This window comes from Terribium retamae, from assembly GCF_022347545.1.
Lineage (GTDB): Bacteria > Pseudomonadota > Alphaproteobacteria > Rhizobiales > Rhizobiaceae > Mesorhizobium > Mesorhizobium retamae.
The window spans coordinates 1-26,243 of sequence record NZ_JAKREW010000026.1 but is presented as its reverse complement, the minus strand read 5'-3'; the positions used below and the strand labels follow the sequence as shown (position 1 = coordinate 26,243).

At 61.2% G+C, this 26,243-nt stretch carries 23 protein-coding genes and 1 other RNA gene; 16 read left to right on the top strand and 8 right to left on the bottom strand.

The features are described from left to right. Nucleotides 1-24 precede the first annotated feature (24 nt). From L4923_RS21285 to ffs, 4 genes are all read right to left on the bottom strand, one after another. A complete protein-coding gene (locus L4923_RS21285; RefSeq protein ID WP_239368847.1) occupies nucleotides 25-867 on the bottom strand; it encodes a cell wall hydrolase in 843 nt (280 codons plus the stop codon). 291 nt (nucleotides 868-1,158) lie between these two features. Then, nucleotides 1,159-1,482: a YbaB/EbfC family nucleoid-associated protein gene (locus L4923_RS21280; RefSeq protein ID WP_239368845.1), complete on the bottom strand. Its 324-nt coding sequence runs from the start codon at nucleotides 1,480-1,482 to the stop codon at nucleotides 1,159-1,161. Nucleotides 1,483-1,495: 13 nt separating this feature from the next. Then, nucleotides 1,496-3,307, bottom strand: a complete 1,812-nt coding sequence (locus L4923_RS21275; RefSeq protein ID WP_239368843.1) for a DNA polymerase III subunit gamma/tau — start codon at nucleotides 3,305-3,307, stop codon at nucleotides 1,496-1,498. Between the two features lie 119 nt (nucleotides 3,308-3,426). Next, nucleotides 3,427-3,523, bottom strand: an RNA gene (gene ffs, locus L4923_RS21270) — signal recognition particle sRNA small type. Between the two features lie 147 nt (nucleotides 3,524-3,670). On the opposite strand from ffs, the gene L4923_RS21265 reads away from it, so the two are divergent. The 3 genes from L4923_RS21265 (at nucleotide 3,671) to L4923_RS21255 (ending at nucleotide 5,563) form a co-directional block, all read left to right on the top strand. After that, nucleotides 3,671-4,090, top strand: a complete 420-nt coding sequence (locus tag L4923_RS21265) for an HIT domain-containing protein (protein WP_239368841.1) — start codon at nucleotides 3,671-3,673, stop codon at nucleotides 4,088-4,090. A gap of 33 nt (nucleotides 4,091-4,123) precedes the next feature. Beyond that, complete coding sequence (gene nudC / locus L4923_RS21260) at nucleotides 4,124-5,068, top strand: NAD(+) diphosphatase (RefSeq protein WP_239368839.1); 945 nt, start codon at nucleotides 4,124-4,126, stop codon at nucleotides 5,066-5,068. A gap of 93 nt (nucleotides 5,069-5,161) precedes the next feature. Next, the gene (locus tag L4923_RS21255; protein WP_239368837.1) at nucleotides 5,162-5,563 is read left to right on the top strand and encodes a RidA family protein; all 402 of its coding nucleotides are present in this window, start codon (nucleotides 5,162-5,164) and stop codon (nucleotides 5,561-5,563) included. 15 nt (nucleotides 5,564-5,578) lie between these two features. On the opposite strand, the gene L4923_RS21250 is transcribed toward L4923_RS21255, so the two are convergent. Together L4923_RS21250 and L4923_RS21245 are read right to left on the bottom strand one after the other, a co-directional pair. Further along, entirely contained in the window at nucleotides 5,579-6,445 is an 867-nt protein-coding gene (locus L4923_RS21250) for a prephenate dehydratase (RefSeq protein WP_239368835.1), read from the bottom strand. 17 nt (nucleotides 6,446-6,462) lie between these two features. After that, nucleotides 6,463-7,191 carry a 3-deoxy-manno-octulosonate cytidylyltransferase gene (locus L4923_RS21245; protein WP_239368833.1) on the bottom strand — a complete coding sequence of 243 codons (729 nt, stop codon included), beginning with the start codon at nucleotides 7,189-7,191 and terminating at the stop codon, nucleotides 6,463-6,465. A 188-nt stretch (nucleotides 7,192-7,379) separates the two neighbouring features. Here L4923_RS21245 and L4923_RS21240 point away from each other — a divergent pair, with 188 nt between their 5' ends. The 7 genes from L4923_RS21240 (at nucleotide 7,380) to L4923_RS21210 (ending at nucleotide 16,836) form a co-directional block, all read left to right on the top strand. Beyond that, nucleotides 7,380-8,000, top strand: a complete 621-nt coding sequence (locus L4923_RS21240; protein WP_239368831.1) for a c-type cytochrome — start codon at nucleotides 7,380-7,382, stop codon at nucleotides 7,998-8,000. A 151-nt stretch (nucleotides 8,001-8,151) separates the two neighbouring features. Next, nucleotides 8,152-10,035 (top strand): extracellular solute-binding protein, encoded by a 1,884-nt coding sequence (locus L4923_RS21235; RefSeq protein ID WP_425530984.1) that lies wholly within the window; start codon nucleotides 8,152-8,154, stop codon nucleotides 10,033-10,035. Next, nucleotides 10,035-11,900 carry an extracellular solute-binding protein gene (locus L4923_RS21230; RefSeq protein WP_239368829.1) on the top strand — a complete coding sequence of 622 codons (1,866 nt, stop codon included), beginning with the start codon at nucleotides 10,035-10,037 and terminating at the stop codon, nucleotides 11,898-11,900. Before L4923_RS21235 ends, L4923_RS21230 begins: the two co-directional genes overlap by 1 nt. A 63-nt stretch (nucleotides 11,901-11,963) precedes the next feature. Further along, entirely contained in the window at nucleotides 11,964-13,070 is a 1,107-nt protein-coding gene (locus L4923_RS21225) for a microcin C ABC transporter permease YejB (protein WP_239368827.1), read from the top strand. After that, nucleotides 13,070-14,215 carry an ABC transporter permease gene (locus L4923_RS21220; RefSeq protein WP_239368825.1) on the top strand — a complete coding sequence of 382 codons (1,146 nt, stop codon included), beginning with the start codon at nucleotides 13,070-13,072 and terminating at the stop codon, nucleotides 14,213-14,215. Before L4923_RS21225 ends, L4923_RS21220 begins: the two co-directional genes overlap by 1 nt. Beyond that, nucleotides 14,212-15,843: an ABC transporter ATP-binding protein gene (locus L4923_RS21215; RefSeq protein WP_239368823.1), complete on the top strand. Its 1,632-nt coding sequence runs from the start codon at nucleotides 14,212-14,214 to the stop codon at nucleotides 15,841-15,843. The genes L4923_RS21220 and L4923_RS21215 overlap by 4 nt, the downstream gene beginning before the upstream one ends. A gap of 51 nt (nucleotides 15,844-15,894) precedes the next feature. Beyond that, the gene (locus L4923_RS21210) at nucleotides 15,895-16,836 is read left to right on the top strand and encodes a 2-hydroxyacid dehydrogenase (protein WP_239368946.1); all 942 of its coding nucleotides are present in this window, start codon (nucleotides 15,895-15,897) and stop codon (nucleotides 16,834-16,836) included. 16 nt (nucleotides 16,837-16,852) lie between these two features. On the opposite strand, the gene L4923_RS21205 is transcribed toward L4923_RS21210, so the two are convergent. Next, nucleotides 16,853-17,197, bottom strand: a complete 345-nt coding sequence (locus L4923_RS21205) for a hypothetical protein (protein WP_239368821.1) — start codon at nucleotides 17,195-17,197, stop codon at nucleotides 16,853-16,855. A gap of 146 nt (nucleotides 17,198-17,343) precedes the next feature. Then, entirely contained in the window at nucleotides 17,344-19,365 is a 2,022-nt protein-coding gene (locus L4923_RS21200; protein ID WP_239368944.1) for a long-chain fatty acid--CoA ligase, read from the bottom strand. A 573-nt stretch (nucleotides 19,366-19,938) separates the two neighbouring features. On the opposite strand from L4923_RS21200, the gene L4923_RS21195 reads away from it, so the two are divergent. From L4923_RS21195 to L4923_RS21170, 6 genes are all read left to right on the top strand, one after another. Beyond that, the gene (locus L4923_RS21195) at nucleotides 19,939-21,531 is read left to right on the top strand and encodes an ABC transporter substrate-binding protein (protein ID WP_239368819.1); all 1,593 of its coding nucleotides are present in this window, start codon (nucleotides 19,939-19,941) and stop codon (nucleotides 21,529-21,531) included. Nucleotides 21,532-21,596: 65 nt separating this feature from the next. Next, the gene (locus L4923_RS21190; protein ID WP_239368817.1) at nucleotides 21,597-22,604 is read left to right on the top strand and encodes an ABC transporter permease subunit; all 1,008 of its coding nucleotides are present in this window, start codon (nucleotides 21,597-21,599) and stop codon (nucleotides 22,602-22,604) included. A gap of 1 nt (nucleotide 22,605) precedes the next feature. Beyond that, nucleotides 22,606-23,523, top strand: a complete 918-nt coding sequence (locus L4923_RS21185) for an ABC transporter permease subunit (protein WP_239368815.1) — start codon at nucleotides 22,606-22,608, stop codon at nucleotides 23,521-23,523. Nucleotide 23,524: 1 nt separating this feature from the next. Next, nucleotides 23,525-24,376 carry an ABC transporter ATP-binding protein gene (locus tag L4923_RS21180; protein ID WP_239368813.1) on the top strand — a complete coding sequence of 284 codons (852 nt, stop codon included), beginning with the start codon at nucleotides 23,525-23,527 and terminating at the stop codon, nucleotides 24,374-24,376. Next, nucleotides 24,373-25,200 (top strand): dipeptide ABC transporter ATP-binding protein, encoded by an 828-nt coding sequence (locus L4923_RS21175; RefSeq protein WP_275448511.1) that lies wholly within the window; start codon nucleotides 24,373-24,375, stop codon nucleotides 25,198-25,200. Before L4923_RS21180 ends, L4923_RS21175 begins: the two co-directional genes overlap by 4 nt. Before the next feature lie 66 nt (nucleotides 25,201-25,266). Then, nucleotides 25,267-26,243, top strand: a 977-nt coding sequence (locus L4923_RS21170) for a DEAD/DEAH box helicase (protein ID WP_239368811.1), incomplete at its 3' end; no start/stop codon positions are given.

The following is a 26,243-nucleotide window of genomic DNA, read 5'->3' as shown; positions in this document are numbered from 1 at the left end:
CGGCGGCCCAAACTGCAGCGGGAATCACTGCAGCGGGCGGCTTTCCGAGACAATCAGCGCGCCGATGGCGTCGGTGTTTTCCGGCGTCGACTGGAACGACATGACCGGCTCGGGCTCGGAAGTCGTGACGGACGCCATTACCGGCTGCGGTCTTTCGCTCGGCACAGCTGAAGCGGCAACCACCGGCAACCTGGCAGGCTCAGCCGATGCCACCATTACAGGCGCAACGGCCTGGCCCGCCGCTGGCTTTGTGGAAGCAAAGGCCGTCGTGGGGCCGGTGGAAGCGGACGCCATGGCAACGGTCTCGGCCGGAGCTGCCGGCAACGCCGCTGCAATCATGGTCGGGTTCTCATCGGGCAAAGGCTGCCAGTTGCGGCCGCGCTTCTCGTAGAAGGCATTGCCGCCGGCCACCAGCACATAATGCATGTTCTTGTATGGGAACTTCAAGCCTGCCGTATGGAAGAACATCGAGTTCTTGGCCTTGGCCGAACGCTCGCCCTTGAGCACCGCCTCGGCTGCCTCCATGACGTCGGGCAAAGCCTTGGAATTCATGCGGCGAGTCATGACGCCCGGCGCAAACTGACCGCGCTGGCCAACGACGCCGCAAATGCTGTCGCCATATTTGCCGGAGCGCAGGCGATTCATCACCACGGTGCCGACGGCAACCATGCCATCGCGGCTAGAGCGATTCGATTCGAAGAACATCGCACGCGCCAGGCATTCCTTGTCGCGGCTGGTATAGCGGTAAGCACGGACCTTGGAACTGGGAGCTACCGAATCCGAGAGCTTGGCGACGGACAGGCCGTGACTGCCGGTGGTCTGGCTGCAAGCAGCCAGGAAGAGCGGGCCCAGGACAATCGTCCCCAAGGCAAACAGCCTTTTCCAACGCGTGGCGTTCAACAAACGTCCCTCATATCTTGCTGCCGCCTTGTCCCCAGGATGTGCGGCAAGAATGAGACACTTTCGGGCAAAAAGATGGCTAAAGCCTTACTTCGCCGAACAAGGTGAACAATTCGTGGATTTAGGGAAGGTGTTACCGAATGATTAATCCCGCAGCATAACGCAATATTTCATTCTGTAACAAAAACGGAGCAAGAGAAACGCAGAAGATATTCTTACTGTCTTCTCTTGCTCCGTATCATGATACTGTCTTTCAAATCAAAACGGCAGCTTCATGCCGGGCGGCAGTGGCAAACCGGCAGTCAAGGCCTTGGTCTTTTCCTGCATGATCTGTTCGACCTTGACCTTGGCATCATTGTGCGCAGCCAGGATGAGGTCCTCGAGGATTTCGACTTCGTCTTCCTTGAACAAGGAAGGGTCGATCTTCAAAGCCTTCATTTCGAACTTGCCGGTCAGCGTTACGCTCACCAGACCGCCACCAGCCTGTCCGGAAGCTTCGAGATTGGCGATCTCTTCCTGCATGGACTGGAACTTGGCCTGCATTTCCTTTGCCTTGCCCATCAGGCCGAGCAGATCTTTCATCGTCTGATCCTTCTCAAAAATCGATATCGTCATCCGAAGCCGATTCTATCGGCTGGCCGGCATCATCATTTTCTTCTTCATTCGGCGCGTCTGGGATGCGCACGTCGATGATCTTTGCGCCTGGAAAGCGCGCGAGAATGGCCGCCACCGCTGGATCGGCACGTGCGTCGGAAAAAGCGTTTTCGCGCCGCGTCGTCTCGACCTCGGCCAGGGTCTGACCGCCCTCTTCCTTGGACAACGACACCAGCCAGCTGCGGCCTGTCCAGGCACGAAGCTTGGAGGTCATGTCATTGAGCAGCATCTTCGGTGCATCTTCGGTCAGCGTCACATCGATGCGGCCCGGCTCGAAACGCACCGGCCGTACATAACGCTTGATCTGCACCTTGAAGGCGATATCGCGGTTCTGATCGGCAAGAGCGATGATGTCGGCCAGCGATTTGACCGGCACCGATTGCTGCTCCTGCACAGGTTCGGCCGTCGGCACGAAAGCAGGAGCCGAAACCGGCTCCACCAGCCGCATGGTCTGCCCACCACCAGGCGTGACAGGCATGCGCACGGATGCAGCGGCCGTCGAGCTGGCGCTTCCACCAGCGGGCCCCGGGATGCCATTCGCACGCACCGCCGTCCCAGGCGCCGGCTGTCCGTTCTCCAAGGACCTCAACGCTTCGTCGAGAGTGGGCAGGTCGGCCGCATGGGCGAGGCGGATCAGAACCATTTCGGCGGCACTGACCGGGCGATTGGAGCTTTGCACTTCCGGGATGCCTTTGAGCAGCATCTGCCAGGTGCGGGACAGCACCCGTACCGAAAGGGTGCGCGAGAATTCAAGGCCTCTGGCGCGCTCGTCTTCGCTCAGCGCCGCATCATCGGCGGCCCCCGGCACAAAACGCAGGCGCGTGACCAGATGATTGAATTCGGCAAGATCCGTCAATACGGCCGCGGGATCCGCCCCGACATCGTAAAGCGCCCTGAGCCCTTGCAGTGCCGAGGCAACATCGCCCTTCATGATGTGCTCGAACAGATCGACGATCCGAGCCCGATCGGCAAGACCGAGCATGGCGCGCACGGCTTCGGCGGTGACATTGCCGGCGCTGTGGGCAATAGCCTGATCGAAGATCGATTGAGCATCGCGCATCGAGCCTTCGGCGGCGCGGGCAACCATGGCGAGCGCATCGTCATCGACTTCGATCTGTTCCAGCCCGGCGATGCGCTTTAGGTCCGCCTTGATCATGGCGGCATCGATGCGACGCAGATCGAAACGCTGACAGCGCGACAGCACGGTGATGGGTACCTTGCGGATTTCCGTGGTCGCGAAAATGAACTTCACATGTGGAGGCGGCTCCTCCAGCGTCTTCAGCAGGCCGTTGAAGGCCTGCGTGGAGAGCATGTGCACTTCGTCGATGATATAGACCTTGTAGCGAGCGGAGACGGGCGCATAACGGACGCGGTCGATGATATCGCGGATGTCGTCGATGCCGGTATGGGAGGCGGCGTCCATTTCGATGACGTCGACATGGCGGCCTTCCATGATCGCCTGACAGTGCTCACCGGGCACGGAGAGATCAACCGAAGGCCGGTCGACATCCGCCGTCTTGTAGTTGAGCGCCCGCGCAAGAATGCGCGCCGTGGTTGTCTTTCCCACACCGCGTACGCCGGTCAGCATCCAGGCCTGGGCGATACGGCCCGTGGAGAAAGCATTGGTCAGCGTTCTGACCATCGGCTCCTGGCCGATAAGTTCGGAGAAATTGGACGGCCGGTATTTTCGCGCCAGAACGCGGTAGCCGCCAGGAGCCGTTCCCGATGCGGAATTATTTCCGGCTTCGCTCATCCGCCCTGAATGCTCCCTCGAACCGCCGGCCGCGGATTGTTCCGCAAAGAGTTTTCGCCCGCTGAGCTGCGCGCCGTCACTGCTCGCGACAGAAAGACCGCGGGAAAAGGGCGAAGAAGGTGGGAGGCTGGAACAATGACCCGTTCCGGGCTCGTTAGGGCTGCTTCCTTCCGGACCTGACCCGGTTGGCGAGTGGATCGTCCACCACCAACCTCCCACCACCCATATCGGAAATTTGGCGTCGGAATGCAAGGGTAATGGAAGCGCAGAGAAAAGGCACCGGCTATCGAGCCGGCCTAATGAGGGGCTTGCGACGAATCCAACGCCGATTTAGCCTTCCTAGAAATTTCTGGGGGAATGCCGATGCTGCCTGGCCTCAAGGCCGGATTTTCGCTGGACGCCCGGTTGGAGGCAGACAGCGAACAATTGCTGTGGCTCGGCCTGTGCGAACTGCGCATCATGAACGACAGGCGATGGCCCTGGCTCATCCTGGTGCCGCAGCGGCCCGGCGTCGAAGAATTGCATGACCTGACCCCGCTCGACCAGGCGATGCTGACCTTTGAGGTCAATATGGTCGGCCAGGCACTGAAGACAGCGACGGCCTGCACCAAGGTCAACACGGCCGCATTGGGCAATATCGTGCGGCAGTTGCACGTTCATGTCATTGCCCGCAACGAAGGCGATCCGGCCTGGCCGGGTCCCGTCTGGGGCCACGGCCCACGCGAACCCTATAAACGTTCAGACCTCCATCGGTTTGCCGAACTGATCAAGGCAGCGCTATAAAACGCGCAATCTCTACCAGCCTCTGAGTCTCCCATGAGCTTTCGCCTGTTCGACGCGCCCTTGCGCGAGCCCAGCCAGTTCGTCGGCTTCGCCGGCAACCGCATCGATCGCCAGTCCGAGAATCGTTCCAGCGATTGCGTGGAGGTCGCGCTCAAAGACCATCGAGCACGCATCCTGCCGATGCGCGACGGGCGCCTCTATCTGAAACTGAAGGACGGCGTCTTCGATCCATGGTTCAATCTCACTGAAAGCGCGAGTGTCGAGACGCAGCTGGCGGAAGCCATCCTGCTCGGATCTTCCGATGGGATCCCTATCCTGGCGGCGCCTGCGGCGCTGGCATCCGAAGCTTTGCCGGAAACCATCAAGGCCATCGACTATCGCTCCGTCTACATCCAGGGCCTGATCGATGAAGCCGCCCTCGGCGCATTGGCGCAAGGGGCGGCGCTGTTGTCATGGAATGTCAGCCACCGCTTCTGTTCGAAATGCGGCAACCCTTCGGAAATGCGCGCCGGCGGCTACCGCCGACATTGCCCGGCTTGCGGCACGGATCATTTTCCACGCACCGACCCGGTCGCAATCATGCTGACGGTCTCGCGTGAGCAATGCCTGCTGGGCCGCGGCCCTCATTTCGCCCCAGGCATGTATTCCTCGCTCGCAGGCTTCATCGAGCCCGGCGAGACAATCGAAGCTGCGGTGCGTCGTGAAACGCTGGAAGAAGCCGGCATCCGGCTCGGGCGTGTCGTCTACCACGCCAGCCAGCCCTGGCCGTTCCCTTATTCGCTGATGATCGGTTGTTTCGGCGAAGCCCTGAATGAAGACATCCATGCCGACCTCAACGAGCTCGAGGATTGCCGCTGGTTTTCGCGCGAAGAGACCCGTCTGATGCTGGAGCGACGGCACCCGGAAGGTCTGATGACCCCACCGCCGGGCGCCATTGCACATCACCTGATCAAGACCTGGGTGGACAGCGAAGGCTGATCGCACCGATCTGGAAATCGAGGCCGACTGCTCCGATATGTGCCATCCGCACAGTGTAGCGTGGACCTTGCAAGCCCTGAACAGGAGCACGTCTTGACCCAACGCCAGACGATCAATCCCGCCGGGCTGTTCGACAGCCAGCAATACGGTTTCAGTCAGGCGATGGTGGTCGAGGGCGGGCGCAGGATGCTGTTGTCCGGACAGGTCGGCGTCGATGAGAACGAGAACATCGTCGAGGGCGGCATCGGCCCACAGATGCTCAAGGCGCTCGACAACATCGACCACCTGCTGCAGCAGGCCGGCGGCAATCTCTCGCATGTGGTGATGCTTCGCATCTATATTGCAGAGGCGGCGCGTGACGATCAGGGACCAATCGCCGAAGCCTTGCGCCGCTATTTCCCCACCAACCCGCCGCCCTCTTCCTGGATCATCGTCACAGGCCTCTCGCTGCCGGAATGGCTGATCGAGATCGAGGCGGAGGCGGTACTACCCTAGAATCCGAAGGCGGACTCAGTCCGCCAGCTTCCATTGCTCGCGCGAATCGCTGGCCGGATAAACGCCGAGGATACGCACCTCCTTGGAGAAGAAGCGCAGTTCCTCAAGCGCATTCTTGACGCCCGGATCCTCCGGGTGACCCTCGATGTCGGCATAGAACAGCGTCGCTGTGAAGGCGCCGAGCTGGTAGCTCTCCAGCTTGGTCATGTTGACGCCGTTGGTGGCAAAGCCGCCCATGGCTTTATAGAGCGCAGCCGGCACGTTGCGGACACGGAAGATGAAGGTCGTCATCATCTTGGTGTCGGGGGAGGGGCGCTCGACCCATTGCTTCGACTTGGTCAGCACCACGAAACGCGTGACGTTGGAATCGGTATCCTCGACATTTTCCTCCAGGATATCGAGACCGTAAAGCGAAGCAGCAAGCCGCGGCGCCAAGGAGGCCATGGTTCGGTCTTTTTCGGCGGCCACGAACTTCGCCGATCCAGCGGTGTCGCCCGCCACGACCGGCTTCCAGCCATTCTTGCGGATGTATTTCCGGCACTGGCCAAGTGCATGGATGTGGCTATGCACGGTCTTGATTTCGGAACGCTGGACGCCGGGCAGCACCATCAGCTGGAAATGGATCGGCAAGAAATACTCGCCGATGATGTGCAGCCTGGATTCGGGCAGAAGATGGTGGATGTCGGCCACCCGCCCGGCAATGGTGTTCTCGATCGGGATCATGGCAAGATCGGCCTTGCCGGTCTCCACGGCATTGAAGGCATCTTCGAATGTCGGGCAGGGCAGCGGCTCCATGTTCGGGAACATGTTGCGGCTGGCGGTGTCGGAATTGGCGCCCGGCTCGCCCTGGAACGAGATACGGTTGGTGGGGGCAGGAGACATTCTTGGCTAAGCTTTCGTCAGTGAGACAGAATTTCGCGCGCGCGTTCGAGATCCTCGGGCGTGTCGACGCCAAGAGGGACCGAGCGGACGATTTCCGCATCGATGCGCATTCCCGCTTCCAGAGCGCGTAATTGTTCGAGGCTCTCGCGTCGCTCCAGTACCGATTGTTTGAGTGCCACGAACCGCTCGAGCGCGGCGCGGCGATAGGCGTAGAGCCCGACATGATGATAGAGCGGGCCGTCGCCCCACGGCGCGGTGGCTCGCGTGAAATAGAGTGCCCGCAACCGCGTCTCCGACAATGGCGAGCCCACGATCTTGACGACGTTCGGGTTGGTCTTTTCTTCCTGGCGCAAGATCTCGACACCGAGCGTGGCGATGTCGACCGCCTTGTCTTCAAACGGTCTCAGCGCCGCGCCGATGATCGCCGGCTCAACGGTCGGCAAGTCGCCCTGGACATTGACGATCGTCTCGATCTCGCCCTTCGGATCGAATGTCCCAAGCGCTTCGAAAATGCGGTCGGAACCGGATTGATGGTCGGCGCGGGTCATGACCGCTTCGTAACCATGCGCGCGCACCGCTTCCGCCACCGCCTCGGTGTCCGTCGCCACCGCCACCCGGCCAAGATTGGCCTCCGCCGCGCGGGCGGCCACGTGCACTATCATCGGCTTGCCCGCTATGTCGGCCAGCGGCTTTCCCGGAAGCCGGGTGGACGCCATGCGGGCGGGAATCAGGATCAATGTGGACATGAATGACGCGGAACTGAACGGGCGGGGCGAAAAGTGGCAAAAGGTCTCACTGGAAGCGTCCTTATAAGTGTTGCAACGGAATAGCAAAAGACCTAGTTTCCGCCCGATTTGACCCCCTCGACGGGGAGGGTCTCGATACCGACAGCCGGAAGGACGGAACGGTCTGCCGGAAAAGGGAGCTGGGGTTTATGGATTCCAACGAAGTCAACAAGGTACTGGCCGGCCTGCTCGGAACCGTGTTCGTGGTTTTTTCGGTCGGCATCGTATCCGACTCGCTGTTTGCCTCGCCCAAGCCTGACAAGCCTGGCTTCACGATCGAAGCGACCGAGCCCGAAGCTGGTGCCGCCGGCGGCGGAGAAGCCAAGGCCGCGACGCCGGTTGCCGATCTTCTGGCAGCGGGCAAGGCGGAAGCCGGCGCGACCGTTTTCAAGAAATGCCAAGCGTGCCATAGCGGCGAGAAGGGTGGCCCCAACAAGATCGGTCCGGATCTGTGGGAAATCGTCAATCGCCCGGTCGCCCATCACGAGGGTTTTGCCTATTCGGCGGGCATGAAGGATTTCGCCAAGGGCGGCGAGACGAAGTGGACCTTCGAGAACCTGAACCACTTCCTGACTTCCCCGAAGGGTTTGGTGAAAGGCACCGCTATGGGCTTCGCCGGTCTGCCGAAGGATGAAGACCGCGGCAACCTGCTCGCCTATCTGCGCACGCTGTCCGACAACCCGGCTCCGTTGCCGGAAGCAGGCGCCGCGCCCGAGGCTACGCCGGCTGCAGCGCCAGCCGATGCCAAGCCCGCTGAAGGCGCTCACTGACGGATTTGTCATCTTGGAAATCATGAAAAAGCCGGGTTTGACCCGGCTTTTTTGTTGCATGCGGGCAAATAAGGCAGGTTCTGCCGGTTTTCGCAGGCCGCGAATAAGCTAAAGTGCCGGTTCCAACAGACTACAGGCAGAAGGATCAGGGATGCAGCGTTTCTGGCTCGGGATGCCCTTGAAGTTGCTGGCGGCAGGTGCCGTCCTTGCCATCGGTATCCAGGCAGCAATGGCCGACGAATGGCGCACCACTTCTTCGCTGCTCGGCGAATCGAAATACGGCCAGAATTTCCAGCGCTACGACTACGTCAATCCGGACGCGCCAAAGGGCGGCACGCTGAATTCGACGGTCATCGGTACCTACGACAGCTTCAATCCTTACATCGTGCAAGGTTCGCCAGCTGCTGGTTTTGCACCGTTTGGCGGCGGCCTTCTTTACGAAACGCTGATGGAACAAGCGATCGACGAAGGCAGCGTCAGCCACCCGTTGGTTGCCGAAGCTTATAAATACCCGGCCGACTATTCCTCCGCCACCTACCGCCTGGACCCGCGCGCGAAATGGCATGACGGCAAGCCGATCACCGTCGACGACGTGATCTGGTCCTTCAGTGTCCTGAAGACCAACAGCCCGATGTACAACCGCTATTTCGCCAACGTCACCGAGGCAGTGGCGGTCGGCGAACGCGAGGTGGAATTCCGTTTCGACCAGAAAGGCAACCGCGAACTGCCGAAGATCATGGGCGATCTTGTCGTGTTGCCCAAGCATTGGTGGGAAGGCACGGACGCCAAGGGTAACAAGCGCGACATAACCAAACCCACTTTGGAAATCCCGTTGGGTTCTGGTGCCTACAAGGTGAAGAACTTCAAGCCAGGGACGGAGATCATTTGGGAGCGCGTGCCGGACTATTGGGGCGCCAAACTGCCGGTGAAGATCGGCCGCGAGAATTTCGACATCAAACGGTACGTCTACTTCCTCGACGACAGCGCCGCATGGCTCGCCTTCACCAAGGGCGGCCTCGAAGACATCAACGTCGAAAACAGCGGTCGCAACTGGATGACGAAATACGACTTCCCATCCTTGAAGGCCGGCGACGTCATCAAAAGGCAGTTCCCCGCTGCGGCGCTCGCCAATTTCCAAGGCTTCGTCATCAACACGCGCAGGCCGCTGTTCCAAGATCGGCATGTGCGTCAGGCACTGTCTTATCTGTACGATTTCGACACGATCAACCGCACGCAATCCTTTGGGCTGAATACGCGCATCACCAGCTATTTCATGGGCAAGGATCTTGCCTCCAGCGGCTTGCCGCAGGGCAAGGAGCTCGAAATCCTCAACCAATACAAGGACAAGCTGCCGCCGGAGTTGTTCACCGAGGAATTCAAGATTCCAGCCTTCAACAATCCCCAGGCGGAACGCAAGATCCTGAAATCGGCGGTCGACCTGTTCAAGCAGGCTGGATGGGTGATCAAGGACGGCAAGATGGTCAACGCCAAGACCGGGCAGCCCTTCGCCTTCGAAATCCTCGACTTCCGTCAGGGCGCCGAAGCGACACTCAATCCCTACGTCGCCATGCTGCGCAAGATCGGCGTCGTCGCAACGCTGCGCTTCGTCGACAGCAGCCAGTACGTCAATCGCGTCAACAATTTCGATTACGACATGACCACACAAGTTCTGCCGCAGTCGGATTCCCCCGGCAACGAGCAGCGCGACTTCTGGTCATCGAAGGCCGCCGACTCCCCAGGCTCCCGCAATTATGCCGGTATCAAGGATCCTGTCGTGGACGCGCTGGTCGACCGCGTCATCTTCGCCACCGATCGCGATGATCTGATTGCCGCCACCCGCGCCCTCGACCGCGTGCTGTTGTGGAGCTTCTACGCCGTGCCGCAATTCACCCGCCCGGATGTGCGCCTGGCTTATTGGAACAAGTTCGGCATTCCCGACAAACAACCGTCTTATGTCGGACCGGACATCGATTCCTGGTGGGTCGATGTCGAAAAGGAGAAGGCCCTGGCCGCGAAGTACAAGGGCCTCAATTGATGGCAGGTCCATCCCGCCGCGATGTTCTGGCGCTTGGAGCAGCGACGGCAGCCGTTGCGCTTCTGCCAAGCCGGGTTTTTGCTGCAAGCCCGACCGAAACGCCTCTGCACGGTTTGTCGGCCTTTGGTGACCTGAAATACGCCGCTGGCTTCAGCAACTTCGACTATGTGAACCCGGAAGCACCGAAGGGTGGCACATTCAACTTCTCGCCCTTCAGCTGGTTGTTCAACCAGAATCCGCAGACCTTCAACACGTTGAACTCCTTCATCTTGAAGGGCGATTCACCGCCACGCATGGAAATGTGCTTCGACTCGCTGATGGCATCGGCACTGGATGAACCGGATTCGATGTATGGGCTGGTCGCGAAGACGGTGACGATCGCACCCGACCGCAACAGTTTCACCTTCAAGCTGCGGCCCGAAGCGCGGTTCCATGATGGCTCGCCGCTGACGGCCGAGGACGCCGCCTTTTCCTACAAGCTTTTGAAAAGCGACGGAGCTCCGGATTTCGCCATCCCGCTGGCGCGCCTCGCCGATGCCGTTGCCGACGACAAGCAGACGCTGCGACTCATTTTCGACGGCAAGCAGAGCGAGCGGCTCATCCTGTCGATCATCGGGTTTCCGATCCTATCCAGGACCGACATCGAGACCAACGGCTTCAAGGGCGGCATGCGCCCGCTGCTGGGCTCGGGCGCCTACAAGGTTGGCCGCGTCTCTCCCGGCCAGACCATCGAATACGAGCGCGTCGCCGATTACTGGGCCCGCGATCTCAACGTCAATCGCGGTCAGAACAATTTCGACCGCATCCGCATTGACTTCTACCTCGATCGCCGTGCCAATTTTGAAGCCCTCAAGAAGGGCGACACCTTCTACCGCGAAGAATCTGTTTCCCGCAGTTGGGCGCTCGACTACGACTTTCCGTCGCTGAAGGAAGGCAGGGTCGTCAAGCGTGAGTTCCCGACCGAAAAACGCCCTCGCATGCAGGCGATAGCGCTTAACCACCGTCGCGACCGTTTCAACGACGTCAGGGTGCGGCAGGCCATCGGCCTCTGCTTCGATTTCGAATGGGCAAAGCGCAATTTCTTCTACGATCTCTACAATCGTTCCCAGTCGCTGTTCGAACTTTCCGACTTCCGAGCCGAGGGCAAGCCGGGAGCCGAAGAACTCGCACTGCTCGAACCGCTGCGGGGAAATATCCCTGAAGAAGCGTTCGGCGAAGCCGTGCTGCAGCCGGTGTCCGACGGCTCGGGCCGGGATCGCAAGATGCTCGGCAAGGCATCGAAGCTGCTGGCCGACGCGGGGTGGAAACGCACCGGCTCCTTCGTCGAGAATGACAAAGGCGAAAAGCTGACATTGGAAATGCTAAGCGACGAAGAAGTGCTGTCGCAGCGATTTTCTCCTTTCATCGAGAACATGCGCGCTGTCGGCATCGATGCCACCTCCCGCATCGTCGACACGCCGCAATATCAGCGCCGGCTGTCGGAGTATGACTTCGACCTCGTCATTGCAGCATTCCTGTTTTCGCCGTCGCCGACGCAGGACGAGATGGAGCAATTCTTCCATTCACGCAGCGCAGCGATGCCGGGAACCCGCAACTATGCCGGCATCTCCGATCCTGCTGTCGATACGCTGGTCGACGCCGTTGGCGCGGCCAAGGACCGCCAAAGCCTGATTATCGCCATGCGGGCGCTCGACCGGGTCTTGCGCGCGCGCCACGACTGGATTCCAAACTATCACAACGCGAATCACTGGGTGGCGTTCTGGGACATGTTCGGTTTCAAGGAGCCGAAGCCCGACTATGCTTTCCCGATTGAATCGCTGTGGTGGTTCGACAAGAACAAGGCGGCAAAGATTGGCAAGGCCTGACGGGATGCATGGCATCCGACATCATACGCAAGGGACCTTCCGATCCCTGAGAGGCACGGCCTGATGGGCGCCTATATACTGCGCCGGCTGCTTCTGATGATCCCGACCCTGTTCGGCATCATGGCGATTTCCTTCGTGGTGGTGCAGTTCGCGCCCGGCGGGCCGGTCGAGCAGGTCATCGCCAAGCTGACCAACCAGGGCGGCAGTGCCTCCGATCGCCTGGGCGGCGGTGGCGGTGGCGATCTCGCCGGCGGCAACAATTTCGACCCGGCCGCCAGCGTCAACTCCAAATACCGCGGCGCGCAGGGGCTCGATCCCGAATTCATCGCCAAGCTGGAAAAGCAGTTCGGTTTCGACAAGCCGCCACTCGAGCGCTTCGGACTGATGCTGTGGAACTATGCCCGCTTCGATTTCGGCGACAGCTACTTCCGCGATATTTCGGTGGTGAACCTGATCCTGGAAAAGATGCCGGTTTCGATCTCGATCGGCCTGTGGATCACGCTGCTTTCCTATCTGATCTCGATCCCGCTCGGCATCCGCAAGGCGGTGAAGGACGGTTCCTCCTTCGACACCTGGACCAGCGCCATCGTCATCATTGGCTACGCCATTCCAGGCTTCCTGTTCGGTATCCTGCTGATGATCCTTTTCGCCGGCGGCTCGTTCTGGGACTGGTTCCCACTGCGCGGCCTGACGTCCGACAATTGGGACCAGCTGTCCTGGCCCCAGCGCATTCTCGATTATTTCTGGCATCTCACGCTGCCGCTGACCGCCATGGTGCTGTCGGCCTTCGCCACTTCGACGCTGCTGACGAAGAATTCCTTCCTGGAGGAGATCCGCAAGCAATATGTGGTGACGGCGCGCGCCAAGGGTCTTTCCGAACGGCAGGTGCTGTACGGCCACGTTTTCCGCAACGCGATGCTGATCGTCATCGCCGGCTTCCCCGGCGCCTTCATCTCGGCCTTCTTCTCCGGCTCACTGCTGATCGAGAACATCTTCTCGCTCGACGGACTTGGCCTGCTCGGCTTCAAATCCGTGGTCGATCGCGACTACCCGGTCGTCTTCGCCAATCTCTACATCATGTCGTTGATCGGCCTGTTCGTCAGCCTGATCTCCGACCTCACCTACACATGGATCGATCCGCGCATCGACTTCGAGCGGAGGGACGTGTGATGGCGGACGTGCCAGCCAATCCCGTTGCCGAGGCCGCACCGATCGGCCGTCCGAAGGTGTCTCCGCTCAATCAGCGCCGCTGGGCCAATTTCAAGGCCAACCGGCGCGGCTACTGGTCCCTGTGGATCTTCCTCGTGCTGTTCGTATCGTCGCTGGGTTCGGAACTCATCGCCAACGACAAACCGATCATCGCGTCCTACAAAGGCGAGATCCTGTTTCCAGTTCTGGTCGCCTACCCGGAAGAAAAATTCGGTGGCTTCTACGCCGTCACCGACTATCGCGATCCAGTGATCCGCGACGAGATCAACGCCAATGGCTGGATGATCTGGCCCCCGATCCGCTATTCCTACCGTTCAGTCAACAACGCCGTGCCGGAGCCGGCTCCATCCAAACCATCCTGGATGTACGATGCGGAAAGGCGTTGCGCGCAATATCCTCAGAAGACGGCCGACCCCGACTGCATCGTCGGCAACTGGAACTGGCTGGGCACGGACGACCAGGCACGCGACGTGCTGGCGCGCGTGATCTACGGCTTCCGCATTTCCGTGCTGTTCGGCCTGGTCCTGACGCTCGGTTCGGCGCTGATCGGTGTCTCGGCCGGCGCGATCCAAGGTTATTTCGGCGGCTGGACCGACCTGCTGTTCCAGCGCTTCATCGAAATCTGGTCGGCGATCCCGGTGCTTTATCTTCTGCTCATCGTTGCCGCGGTGCTACCGCCCGGCTTCTTCATCTTGCTCGGTCTGATGCTGCTGTTTTCCTGGGTCGCCTTCGTAGGCGTCGTGCGGGCGGAATTCCTGCGCGCCCGGAACTTCGAATATGTCAACGCAGCGCGCGCGCTTGGCGTGCCGAACGGCACGATCATCTTCCGCCATCTGCTGCCCAACGCCATGGTTGCGACGCTGACCTTCCTGCCTTTCATCCTGAACGGGTCGATCTCGACGCTGACCTCGCTCGACTTCCTCGGCTTTGGCCTGCCGCCCGGTTCGGCTTCGCTAGGCGAATTGCTGAAACAGGGGCAGCGTAACCTCAACGCACCCTGGCTCGGCCTGTCCGGCTTCGTCGTCATCTCGGTGATGTTGTCGCTGCTGATCTTCATCGGCGAAGCGACCCGTGACGCCTTCGACCCGAGGAAGACGTTCAAGTGAGCGAGACGCCCCTTCTCTCCGTCAACGATCTTTCCGTTGCCTTCCTGCAGGGCGGCAAGGTCTCGACCGCCGTCGACCATATCTCCTTCGATATCGCCAAGGGCGAGACGGTGGCATTGGTAGGCGAATCCGGCTCCGGCAAATCGGTCTCGGCGCTTTCGGTGCTGAAGCTCCTGCCCTATCCGCCGGCCAGTCATCCGTCCGGCCAGATCCTGTTCGGCGGCCAGGACCTGCTCAAGCTTGACGAGCGGCAGCTGCGCAGCGTGCGCGGCAACAAGATCACCATGATCTTCCAGGAGCCGATGACGTCGCTCAACCCGCTGCACACGATCGAGCGGCAGATCGGCGAAATCCTGAAGCTGCACCAGGGCATGGGCGAGGTCCAGGCACGCAAGCGCACACTGGAACTGCTGAACGAAGTCGGCATCCGGGAACCGGAAAAGCGGCTCGACGCCTATCCCCACCAGCTTTCCGGCGGTCAGCGTCAGCGTGTCATGATCGCCATGGCGCTGGCAAACGAGCCTCAGCTCCTGATTGCCGACGAGCCGACCACCGCACTCGACGTGACGGTTCAGGCGCAGATCCTGGAGCTGCTGGCCAAGCTGAAGACGAAGAACGGCATGTCGATGCTGTTCATCACCCACGACCTCGGCATTGTGCGCAAGATCGCCGACCGGGTCTGCGTGATGACCAAGGGCAAGATCGTCGAGAGCGGCCCGACCAAGGAAATCTTCGGCAATCCGCAACATGCCTATACGCGTCATCTGCTCGCCGCCGAGCCGAAAGGGCGGCCGCCGGTTGCCGATGCAAATGCCAAGGCGGTGATGCGCGGCGACGACATCAAGGTCTGGTTCCCGATCAAGCAGGGCTTTTTCCGCCGCGTGGTCGATCATGTGAAGGCCGTGGACGGCATCGACGTGACTGTGCGGGCCGGTCAGACGCTTGGCGTCGTCGGCGAATCCGGTTCCGGCAAGACGACACTCGGCCTGGCACTGTCGCGCATGATCTCTTCGACAGGTGCGATCCAGTTCGACGGACGCGACATCAACAAACTTTCCTTCAGTGCCATGCGGCCGCTGCGCAGCGAACTGCAGATCGTCTTCCAGGACCCGTTCGGTTCTCTCAGCCCACGCATGTCGATCGCCGAGATCATCGAGGAAGGGCTGAAGATCCATGAGCCGAAACTCAGCGCCGACGACCGTGACCAGCGGGTCGTCGATGTTCTGACCGAGGTCGGCCTCGATCCCTCGACGCGCTTCCGCTACCCGCACGAATTCTCCGGCGGCCAGCGCCAGCGGGTCGCGATCGCGCGCGCCATGGTCCTGAAGCCGCGCTTCGTCATGCTGGACGAGCCGACTTCGGCACTCGACATGAGTGTCCAAGCGCAGGTGGTGGATCTTTTGCGCAGCCTGCAGACCAAGCACAATCTGGCATATTTATTCATCAGCCACGATCTGAAGGTCATCCGCGCACTGGCCAACGACGTCATCGTCATGCGCAACGGCAAGGTGGTCGAGGCTGGACCATCCGAACAAATTTTCGAACGACCACAGACCGAGTATACTAAGGCCCTGATCTCGGCGGCTTTCCGCATCGAGACCGCGCCACTTGGTGCGGTCAACGACTAACGATAGCACCGACGCGCAACTTCTCGGGGAAGAAAACACGAAATGCCAGATCTGGAAAAAGGCCGTGTCCTGCTTTCGGTCACCGGATTCCACCCGCAGCGCTGGCATGAACTGCTTTCCGCCGAGCGCGAGGTGGTGACAGAACCTGCGGGCACCTCCGATCCGTCGATCGCCTACGCCGTGGTGTGGAAACACAAGCCGAACCTGCTTGCGGGCCTGCCGAACCTGCGCGCCATCTTCTCGATCGGCGCCGGTGTCGACCACATCTTCAACGATCCGGGCCTGCCCGACGTGCCGATCGTCAAAGTGGTGGCCGATAACCTGACGCAATACATGACCGAGTATGTGGTTTGGCGCGTACTCGACCACCACCGCCAGGGCGCGCTTTATCGCCAACAGCAGCAAAAGAAGACCTGGCATGAGCCACAACAGCGGCCCGCAGGCGACATCTCAGTCGGCATCATGGGGTTGGGGACACTCGGCCGTGCCGCGGCTTCGGTGCTGCTGTCGCTCGGATTTTGCGTCAATGGCTGGTCGCGCACATCACATCCGATGGACGGCGCTACCGGCTATGTCGGCGACAGTGGTTTGATCCCTTTCCTCAATGCCACAGATATCCTGGTGGTGCTTTTGCCGCTGACGCCGACGACGCGCGGCATCGTCAACTACGGACTGCTCAAGGAACTGCGCCGTCGCAACGGCCTGGGAGGCGCCGTGCTCATCAATGCCGGGCGTGGCCGACTGCAGAAAGATGACGATATCCTGCGCGCGCTGGACGAAGGCATTCTCAAGGAAGCAAGCCTCGACGTGTTCGAGGTAGAACCTCTGCCGAAGACCAGCCCGCTATGGAGCCATCCGAAAGTGTACGTGACGCCGCACGCTGCCGCGACGTCCGATCCCAACCATCTCGTGCCGATCATGCTGGCGCAAATGGCGGCTTTCGAACGCGGCGAACCGCTGCAGAACACGGTCGATCGCTCCGCCGGCTATTGAAGAGCGGACGCTCCAATCAGCTTTCCGGAGGCTTCGGAATGCACTGGCGCCTGATCAGAGAGCGATTCATGGCGTCGATTTCAGCGGCTGCCTTGTCGGCCGACTGTCTCTTCGCCGAGCGTGTATCCGGCAGCACAGGGCCGAGGCCGAGCGGCGTTTCCGCGAAGACCGGCTTGGCATCAGTTGCAAGCCCGTTGGCGCTGGCGAGCGCGTTGCGCTGAGCAATCAGCCTCTTGCACTCGACCTTGTCGTATTGGATCGATGACTGCAGGTCCGCATCCTGGCGCGAGACTAGCGAAGAATCGCCCGCACATCCGGCGAGCAGAAGCAGGAACAGCAAAGCTGACGATCTCGGCGCCATCGGGCGAATCTCCATCGGTCGGACCGGCAATTTCGCACGCCGGCAGGCTAGCCCGCAACCCAAGGTATCTCCCGCTTCGCGGCGCGCCGACCAAATCCTGCCATTGTCGCCCTCTGCGTAAGGGCGACAGCGAATGTGCCGGAAGCCTATCCGCGCAGTTCGCGCCGCAGGATCTTGCCGACATTGGTCTTCGGCAGCTCCGTCCGGAATTCGATGTACCTCGGCCGCTTGTAGCCCGTGAGGTTCTGCTTGCAATATTCGAGCAGCGCCTCGGCCGTCAGGTCTGGGTCCTTCTTGACGACGAAGAGCTTCGGAATCTCACCCGACTTCTCGTCCGGCACGCCGATCGCCGCCACCTCTAGAACACCCGGATGCTGGGCCACGACTTCCTCAAGTTCATTGGGGTAGACATTGAAGCCGGAGACCAGGATCATGTCCTTCTTGCGGTCGACGATCTTCGTGTAGCCCTTCTCGTCCATGAAGCCCATGTCGCCGGATTTGAAGTAGCCGTCGTCGGTCATCACCTTGGCGGTCTCGTCAGGTCGGTTCCAGTAACCCGCCATGACTTGCGGACCCTTGATGCAGATTTCGCCCACGTCTCCGAGCGGTACCGGATTGCCGTCTTCATCGCGGATGGAGATCTCCGTGGATGGGATCGGCAAACCGATCGTGCCGGTGAAATCGTCGGCGTCGAACCGATTGGCCGTCGCGACCGGTGATGTTTCGGACAGGCCGTAGCCTTCGGAAATGTTGATGCCGGTAAGCTTTTTCCAGCGCTCGGCGACCGGCCGCTGTGCCGCCATGCCTCCGGCAAAGACCAGAAGCAGCGGTTTGAAATCGAGCTTGCGGAAATCCTCGTTGTTGAGCAGCGCATTGAACAGCGTGTTCAGCCCCGGAAAAACGTTGACGGGATATTTCTGCAGTTCCTTGACGAAGCCCGGAATGTCGCGCGGGTTCGGGATCAGGATATTCTGGGCGCCCTGTTGCATGCCCATCAGCGCATTCACCGTTAGGGCATAGATGTGATAGAGCGGCAGCGCGCAAACGAAGACCAGCCGCTCGGGGCGCGCCCGTTTGACGAACGCCGTTTCCTGCCACAGACGGTTCTGCTCGACATTGGCCAGCACGTTGCTGTGCAGCAAGGTGGCGCCCTTCGAGACGCCGGTGGTCCCGCCGGTATATTGCAGGAAGGCGATGTCGTTGCGTGTGACAGCCACCGGCTTGAACGCCTTGCCTGCACCCTCCCTTAGGGCGGCATTGAACTTGACATGGCCAGGCAACGACCAGGCCGGAACCATTTTCTTGACCTTCCGCACGACCAGATTGACGATCATGCCCTTCAGGCCACCCAGCATGTCGCCCATGGATGCGACGACGACATGCTTCACCGGCGTGCGGGCAATGACCGCCTGCAGCGTGTTGGCGAAATTTTCCAAGATGATGATCGCTTCCGCGCCCGAATCCTTGAGCTGGTGCTCGAGCTCACGTGGCGTGTAGAGCGGATTGACGTTCACCACGGTATAGCCAGCTCTGAGGACTGCCATCATCGCGACCGGATATTGCAGCACGTTCGGCATCATGATGGCGACGCGCGCACCTTTGGCCAAACCCCTCGACTGCAGAAAGGCCGCAAAAGCAGTCGAATGCCGCTCCAGTTCCGCATAGGTCATGGTCTTGTCCATGCAGGTGTAGGCAGGACGCGACGCAAACTGCTTGCAGGCCGTGACCAGGAGATCACCGATCGATTCCGCAGGCAGGCCGGCGATCTCGGCCGGAACGACATCGGCATAGCTTGCCAGCCACGGCTTGGGCGGCTGACCATTGGCGAGCGACGCGGCCGCCCTCGGAAGGGTCTCGGCCCGGGCGCTCGATGTCTTCGGTGCCTTGGCACTGTTCGTCTTCGCCGACGCCTTCGCTGCGGCTGGTTTGGCAGCGACCTTCGCCGCTTCCGCCTTCGGCTTGGCTATCTTTCCCGCTGGAACAGCATCCGTTTTCGTTGACGCAGCTGCCGCCGGTTTCGAAGTCCCGGCTTTCGCGGTTGCAGCCTTTGCGGCGGCGGTTGGCTTCGCCGAAGCCTTGACCGCCGGCGCAGCCTTGGCCGTTGCCGGCTTGGCCTTTGCGGCTTCCGCCTTCGGCTTGACGGCTTTGGCAGCCGGATTGGATTTCACCGCCGCGGTTGCTGCGGGCTTCGAGACCGTGGCGGCTGCTTTTGCTGCCTTCGCCTTCGCTGGCGCCTTCTTATCGGCGGCTGTCGTTGCCTTCGTCGTAGACTTGACCGAACCTGTTGTCTTCGTTGCCTTCGCCACCTGTTCCTCCCTCGACAATTGTGGGCCGGCTCGACCCCTCTTGGGCGGGGGCTGGTGCGCCGTGCGACTGGCGCTATTCGCGCCGAAAACCCTGCTGCCGACTATGTATTGCGACTATTCGCTCCCGTGCAAGCCTTGCCCCAACGGCACCTTGACTGGAATTTGCAGCAGCGTTCCGACAACCCACTGGGCGCGTCCTTTTTTGCCTCAAATTGCCGTAGGAGGTTTTTGCGCTTCAACGAAAGATACGGGCGTTCATATTCCCGTGATAGGCTGATGAAGCAATAATACTATCAGATATTTGGCTATCTCTAGAATATTATTTCCATAACTGAAGGAGAGACAGACAGGGAGTTCCAATGCCAGAAAAACGGTGCTTATATGCGCCCTTCGCGAGCCTATAGAGGGGCTTGGCAGAACACCAGGGAGTGCTCAATGAAAACGAAACTGACTTTTGCGGCCGCGCTGCTGGCCGCAACCGTCATGGGTGGGATGGCGAACGCCAAGCAGTTGGTTTACTGCTCGGAAGCATCGCCAGCGGGGTTCGATCCATCGCCATGGAGCGGCGGCAACGACTTCGACGCCTCGTCGCGCACCATCTATTCCCGGCTGGTCGAATTCGACCACGGCAAGACCACCATCTCGCCCGGCCTGGCCGAGAGCTGGACTGTTTCCGACGATGGCAAGGAATACACCTTCAAGCTGCGCAAGGGCGTGAAGTTCCAGACGACCGACTGGTTCACCCCGACCCGCGATCTCAACGCCGAGGACGTCAAGTTCTCCTTCGAGCGTCAGTGGAAGAAGGAAAGCCCGTGGTACAGCTACCTGGCCGGCACCGGCTGGGAATACTTCACCGGCATGGGCTTCCCCGAGCTGCTGAAGGAAATCGTCGTGGTCGACGACCTCACCGTCAAGTTCGTGCTGAACAAGCCGGAAGTGGCTTTCCTGCCGGACCTCGGCATGGACTTCGCCTCGATCGTGTCGAAGGAATATGCCGATCAGCTCGAGAAGGCAGGTACGCTGGCGCAGTTCTCGCAGAAGCCGGTCGGCACCGGCCCGTACCAGTTCGTCGACTACCAGGTTGACGCGGTCATCCGCTATCAGGCCTGGGACGGCTATTTCGGTGGACGCCAGAAGATCGACGACCTGATCTTCGCCATCACCCCCGATGCAGCCGTGCGTGCGCAGAAGCTCAAGGCCGGCGAATGCGATATCATGTCCTACCCGGCGCCGGCGGATATCGCCGGCCTGAAGGCTGACACCAATCTCAACGTCGCCGAGCAGGAAGGCCTGAACGTCGGCTACATGGCCTACAACACGACCGTAGCGCCGTTCGACAAGGTCGAGGTCCGCAAGGCCCTCAACATGGCCGTCAACAAGCAGGCGATCATCGACGCCGTCTATCAGGGCGCCGGCCAGGTGGCCGTCAACCCGATCCCGCCGACGATGTGGTCCTACAACAAGAACATCAAGGACGACGCCTACGATCCGGAAGCGGCCAAGAAGATGCTGGCCGACGCGGGCGTGAAGGATCTTTCCATGAAGATCTGGGCCATGCCGGTGTCGCGTCCGTACAATCCGGGCGCACAGCGCGTTGCCGAGATGATCCAGGCTGACTACGCCAAGGTTGGCGTCAAGGCCGAGATCGTCTCCTACGAGTGGACCGAATATCGCGAACGCGGCAAGGCCAAGGATCGTGATGGCGCTTTCCAGCTTGGCTGGACCGGCGACAACGGCGATCCGGACAACTTCCTGTTCCTGCTCGGCTGCTCGGCCATCGGCCAGTCCAACTATGCGATATGGTGCAACAAGGAGTTCGAGGACCTGCTCCAGGCGGGCAAGGCCACCACGGACGTCGCCAAGCGCACCGAGATCTATGAGAAGGCCCAGGAAGTGTTCAAGCGTGAGGCCCCATGGCTGACGATTGCTCACTCCAAGGTGTTCATGCCGATGAACAAGAAAGTCGTCGGTTTCGCCATGGATCCGCTCGGTATCCACCGTTTCGACGGTGTTGACGTTACCGAATAAGGCTTTCAACGTGAAATAGGGAACGGCGGCGCTGGACTTTCAGCGCCGCCGTTTTATTAAGGCCCATGTTCCGCTATCTACTCCACAAGCTGGCATTGATTGTGCCAACCATCTTCGGTATCTCGCTGGCGGCCTTCGCATTTGTGCGCCTGCTTCCAGGAGATCCGATCCTCGCTATGGCTGGCGAGCGCGGCGTGAGCCCCGAACGCTATGCCGAACTGGTCGAACGGTTCGGTTTCAACCGGCCCTATATTGTCCAGTACTATGAATACATCAGCCGCGTTCTCGGTGGCGACTTCGGCATCTCGCTCTCCACCAAGCGGCCGGTTTTCGGCGAATTCATGACACTCTTCCCAGCGACGCTGGAACTTGCTCTCGTCGCCATGATCATCGCGATCCTCATCGGCATTCCCGCCGGCATCTTCGCAGCCGTCAAACGCGGCTCCTGGTTCGATCAAGCCACCATGGGCGTGGCGTTGACCGGTTATTCGATGCCGATCTTCTGGTGGGGTTTGCTGCTCATCATCTTTTTCTCCGGCTATCTCGGCTGGACCCCTGTCTCGGGCCGCATCGGTCTGCAATTCTTCTTTAAGCCTGTCACCGGCTTCATGCTGATCGACAGTTTGATCTCCGGCAGACCCGGCGCCTTCTGGTCAGCGGCCAGCCATCTCATCCTGCCGTCGATCGTGCTCGCCACCATTCCGCTGGCCGTCATCGCGCGACAAACGCGATCAGCAATGCTCGAGGTTCTGGGCGAGGACTATGTGCGCACCGCGCGTGCCAAAGGCCTGTCGCCACGCCGCGTCATCGGCCTGCACGCCTTCCGCAACGCACTCATCCCGGTCATCACGACAATCGGCCTGCAGGTCGGCACGCTGATGGCCGGCGCCATCCTGACCGAGACGATCTTCTCCTGGCCGGGTATCGGCAAGTGGATGATCGACGCCATCGGAAAGCGCGACTATGCGGTCGTGCAGAGCGGGCTGCTCATCATCGCGCTCATCGTCATGGCCGTGAATCTCGTCGTCGACGTGCTTTATGCCGTCATCAACCCACGTATCCGGGTGCAGTGACATGACAGATCAAACAGCAGGCGAAACCACCGCCGCGACGGTGCCTTCCGGCCCGAAGCAGCGCGCCTTCGCCGAATTCTGGCACTACTACTCCATGAACACCGGCGCCGTCATCGGCCTGGTGGTGTTCACCCTCCTGGTCCTGGTGGCCCTATTCGCACCGCTTGTGGCGCCACACCTGCCGGACGAACAGTTCCGCGACTCCCTGCTCACCCCGCCGGCCTGGCAGGAAGGCGGCAAGTCGATGTTCATCCTGGGCACCGATGCCGTCGGACGCGACATTCTCTCGCGCCTGATCTTCGGAGCGCGTTATTCGCTGTTCATCGGCCTTATCGTCGTCGTCTTCGCGCTGTCCTCGGGCATCGTGCTCGGCGTGCTGGCCGGGTACTTCCGTGGCTGGGTCGACGCACTGATCATGCGCGTCATGGACATCATCCTGGCCTTCCCGTCGCTGCTGCTCGCCCTTGTGCTTGTGGCGATCCTCGGGCCTGGTCTCTTCAACGCCATGCTGGCCATCGCACTGGTGCTGCAGCCGCACTTCGCGCGTTTGACCCGCGCCGCCGTGATGGCCGAGAAGAACCGTGAATATGTCGTCTCGGCCAAGGTCGCGGGCGCCAGCCATCTGAGAATGATGCTGGTGACGATCCTGCCGAACTGCGTGGCGCCGCTGATCGTTCAGGCGACGATGTCGTTCTCCAATGCCATCCTCGAGGCAGCCGCGCTCGGCTTCCTGGGCATGGGCGCCCAGCCCCCGACGCCGGAATGGGGTACGATGCTCGCCTCCGCGCGCGAGTTCATCCTGCGTGCACCGTGGGTCGTCACCTTCCCCGGCCTCGCCATCCTGATCACCGTGCTCGCCATCAACCTGATCGGCGACGGTCTGCGCGATGCGCTCGACCCCAAGCTGAAGAGGTCGTGACATGGCATTGCTAGAGATCAAGAATCTGACGGTCTCGTTCGATACGTCGAGCGGGCCCTTCATGGCGGTGAAGGGCATCGATCTGTCGATCGAGCCGCGGGAAGTGCTGGCAATCGTCGGCGAATCCGGCTCCGGCAAGTCGGTGTCGATGCTGGCGGTCATGGGCCTGCTGCCGCCTTCGGCGACGGTGAAAGCCGATCGCATGAGCTTCAACGGCAAGGACCTCCTGGCCCTCGACCCAGCCGAGCGCCGCAAGATCATCGGCAAGGACATCTCGATGATCTTCCAGGAGCCGATCGCCAGCCTCAATCCGTGTTTCACGGTGGGCTATCAGATCGAGGAAGTGCTGCGCGTGCATATGGGCATGGACAAGGTCCAGCGCCGCGCCCGTGCCGTCGAGCTGCTGACGCTCGTCGGCATTCCCGAACCGACGGAGCGGCTCAACTCCTTCCCGCACCAGATGTCGGGCGGCCAGTGCCAGCGCGTGATGATCGCCATGGCGATCGCCTGCAACCCGAAGCTTTTGATCGCCGACGAGCCGACCACCGCGCTCGACGTTACGATCCAGAAGCAGATCCTCGACCTTCTGATGAAGCTGCAGGCCGAACACGGCATGGGCCTCATCATGATCACCCACAATATGGGCGTGGTCGCCGAAACGGCCGACCGCGTCGTCGTGCAGTACAAGGGCACGAAGATGGAAGAGGCAGATGTGCTGTCGCTGTTCGAGAACCCGAAGAGCAACTATACGCGCGCCTTGCTTGCAGCTCTGCCGGACAACGCCACCGGCGACCGGCTGCCAACCGTCTCCGACATGCTGTTCGAACCCGCAGTTTCGGGAGCCGCCTCATGACCGTTGTCGTCGAAGGAAAGAACATCAAGCGCGACTACCATGTCGGTGGCGGCATGTTCCGGCCGGCGCGCACGGTTCATGCGGTGAAGGGCGTTTCCTTCTCGGTCGAGAAGGGCAAGACACTGGCCATCGTCGGCGAGTCCGGCTGCGGCAAGTCTACGCTTGCGCGCATCATCACACTGATCGACGCTCCAAGCGCCGGCGAGCTGTTCATCGACGGCAAGAAGGTCGATATCGCCAAGGACGGCCTGTCCAAGGAGATGCGCCGCAAGGTGCAGATCGTGTTCCAGAACCCCTATGGCTCGCTCAATCCACGCCAGAAGATCGGCGACATCCTGGGCGAGCCGCTGGTGATCAACACCGATGTCCCGGCCTCCGAACGCCGCGACCGCGCCATGGCGATGCTGAAAAAGGTCGGCCTTGGGCCGGAGCACTACAACCGCTATCCGCACATGTTCTCGGGCGGCCAGCGGCAGCGCATCGCGATCGCACGTGCACTGATGCTGAACCCGAGCCTGCTGGTGCTGGACGAGCCTGTTTCGGCGCTTGACCTCTCGGTGCAGGCACAGGTGCTCAACCTGCTTGCCGACCTGCAGGACGAGTTCCAGCTGACCTACGTCTTCATCAGCCACGACCTGTCGGTGGTGCGTTACATCGCCGACGACGTCATGGTGATGTATTTTGGCGAGGCCGTCGAATATGGCTCCCGCGACGAGGTCTTCGCCAACCCGCAGCACAGCTACACCAAGACGCTGTTCGCCGCGACCCCGCGCGCCGACGTCGACAGCATCAAGGCGAGACTTGCGCGCAAGAAGGCGGCCTAGGCCGCCTTCCATGTCTTCCTTTCAGGCCATCGAAAAGCGCGGTCCGTGCCAGCAGGCGTTTGCCCGATGAACGCGCCACGCTTGCCCGACCTGCCCGTAACCGCTGTCTTGCCAGCGCTGAACGGCGCTCTCGAAACCGACACCAGCGCGGTGCTGGTGGCGCCGCCGGGAGCAGGCAAGACGACCTTGGTGCCGCTCGCCCTCCTCGACGCCTCCTGGCTCAAATCCGGCAAGATCGTGCTGTTGGAACCGCGCCGGCTAGCCGCCCGCGCGGCAGCCAGGCGCATGGCCGCCCTGCTTGGCGAAGAGCCGGGCGGCACGGTTGGCTACGCCATGCGCATGGAGAACCGTACTTCGGCCAACACGCGCATTCTCGTCGTCACCGAAGGCGTTCTGGCACGCATGATCCTCGACGATCCGGAGCTGCCAGGCGTGTCTGCGGTGATCTTCGACGAATTCCACGAACGCTCGCTGGATGGCGATTTCGGACTGGCGCTGGCCCTCGATGTCCAGGGGGCGCTGCGGCCGGATCTGCGCCTTCTGGTGATGTCGGCGACGCTCGACGGCGCTCGCGTGGCGAAACTTCTGTCCGGCGCGCCCGTGATCGAAAGCGAGGGCCGCAGCTTTCCCGTAGAAATCCGATATGAGGAGCGCCCCGCCGGCGTGCCCATCGAGGAGGCGACGGCCAAGGCAATAAGAACCGCTCTGGCCGACGAAACGGGCAGCGTGCTCGCTTTCCTGCCCGGACAGCGCGAGATCGAACGCACCGCAACGCAACTCGAAGGGCGTGTCAGTGCCGACACGGATGTCGTGCCCCTCTATGGCCAGCTCGACGGCAAGGCGCAGGATGCTGCCATCCGCCCAGCGGCGCAAGGTCGCCGCAAGGTGGTGCTGGCGACCGCGATCGCGGAAACCTCGATCACCATCGACGGCGTGCGCGTCGTCATCGATTCCGGCTTGTCGCGCCTGCCGAAATACGAGCCGGCGAGCGGCCTGACGCGCCTGGAGACGGTGCGCGCCTCGCGTGCCTCCGCCGATCAGCG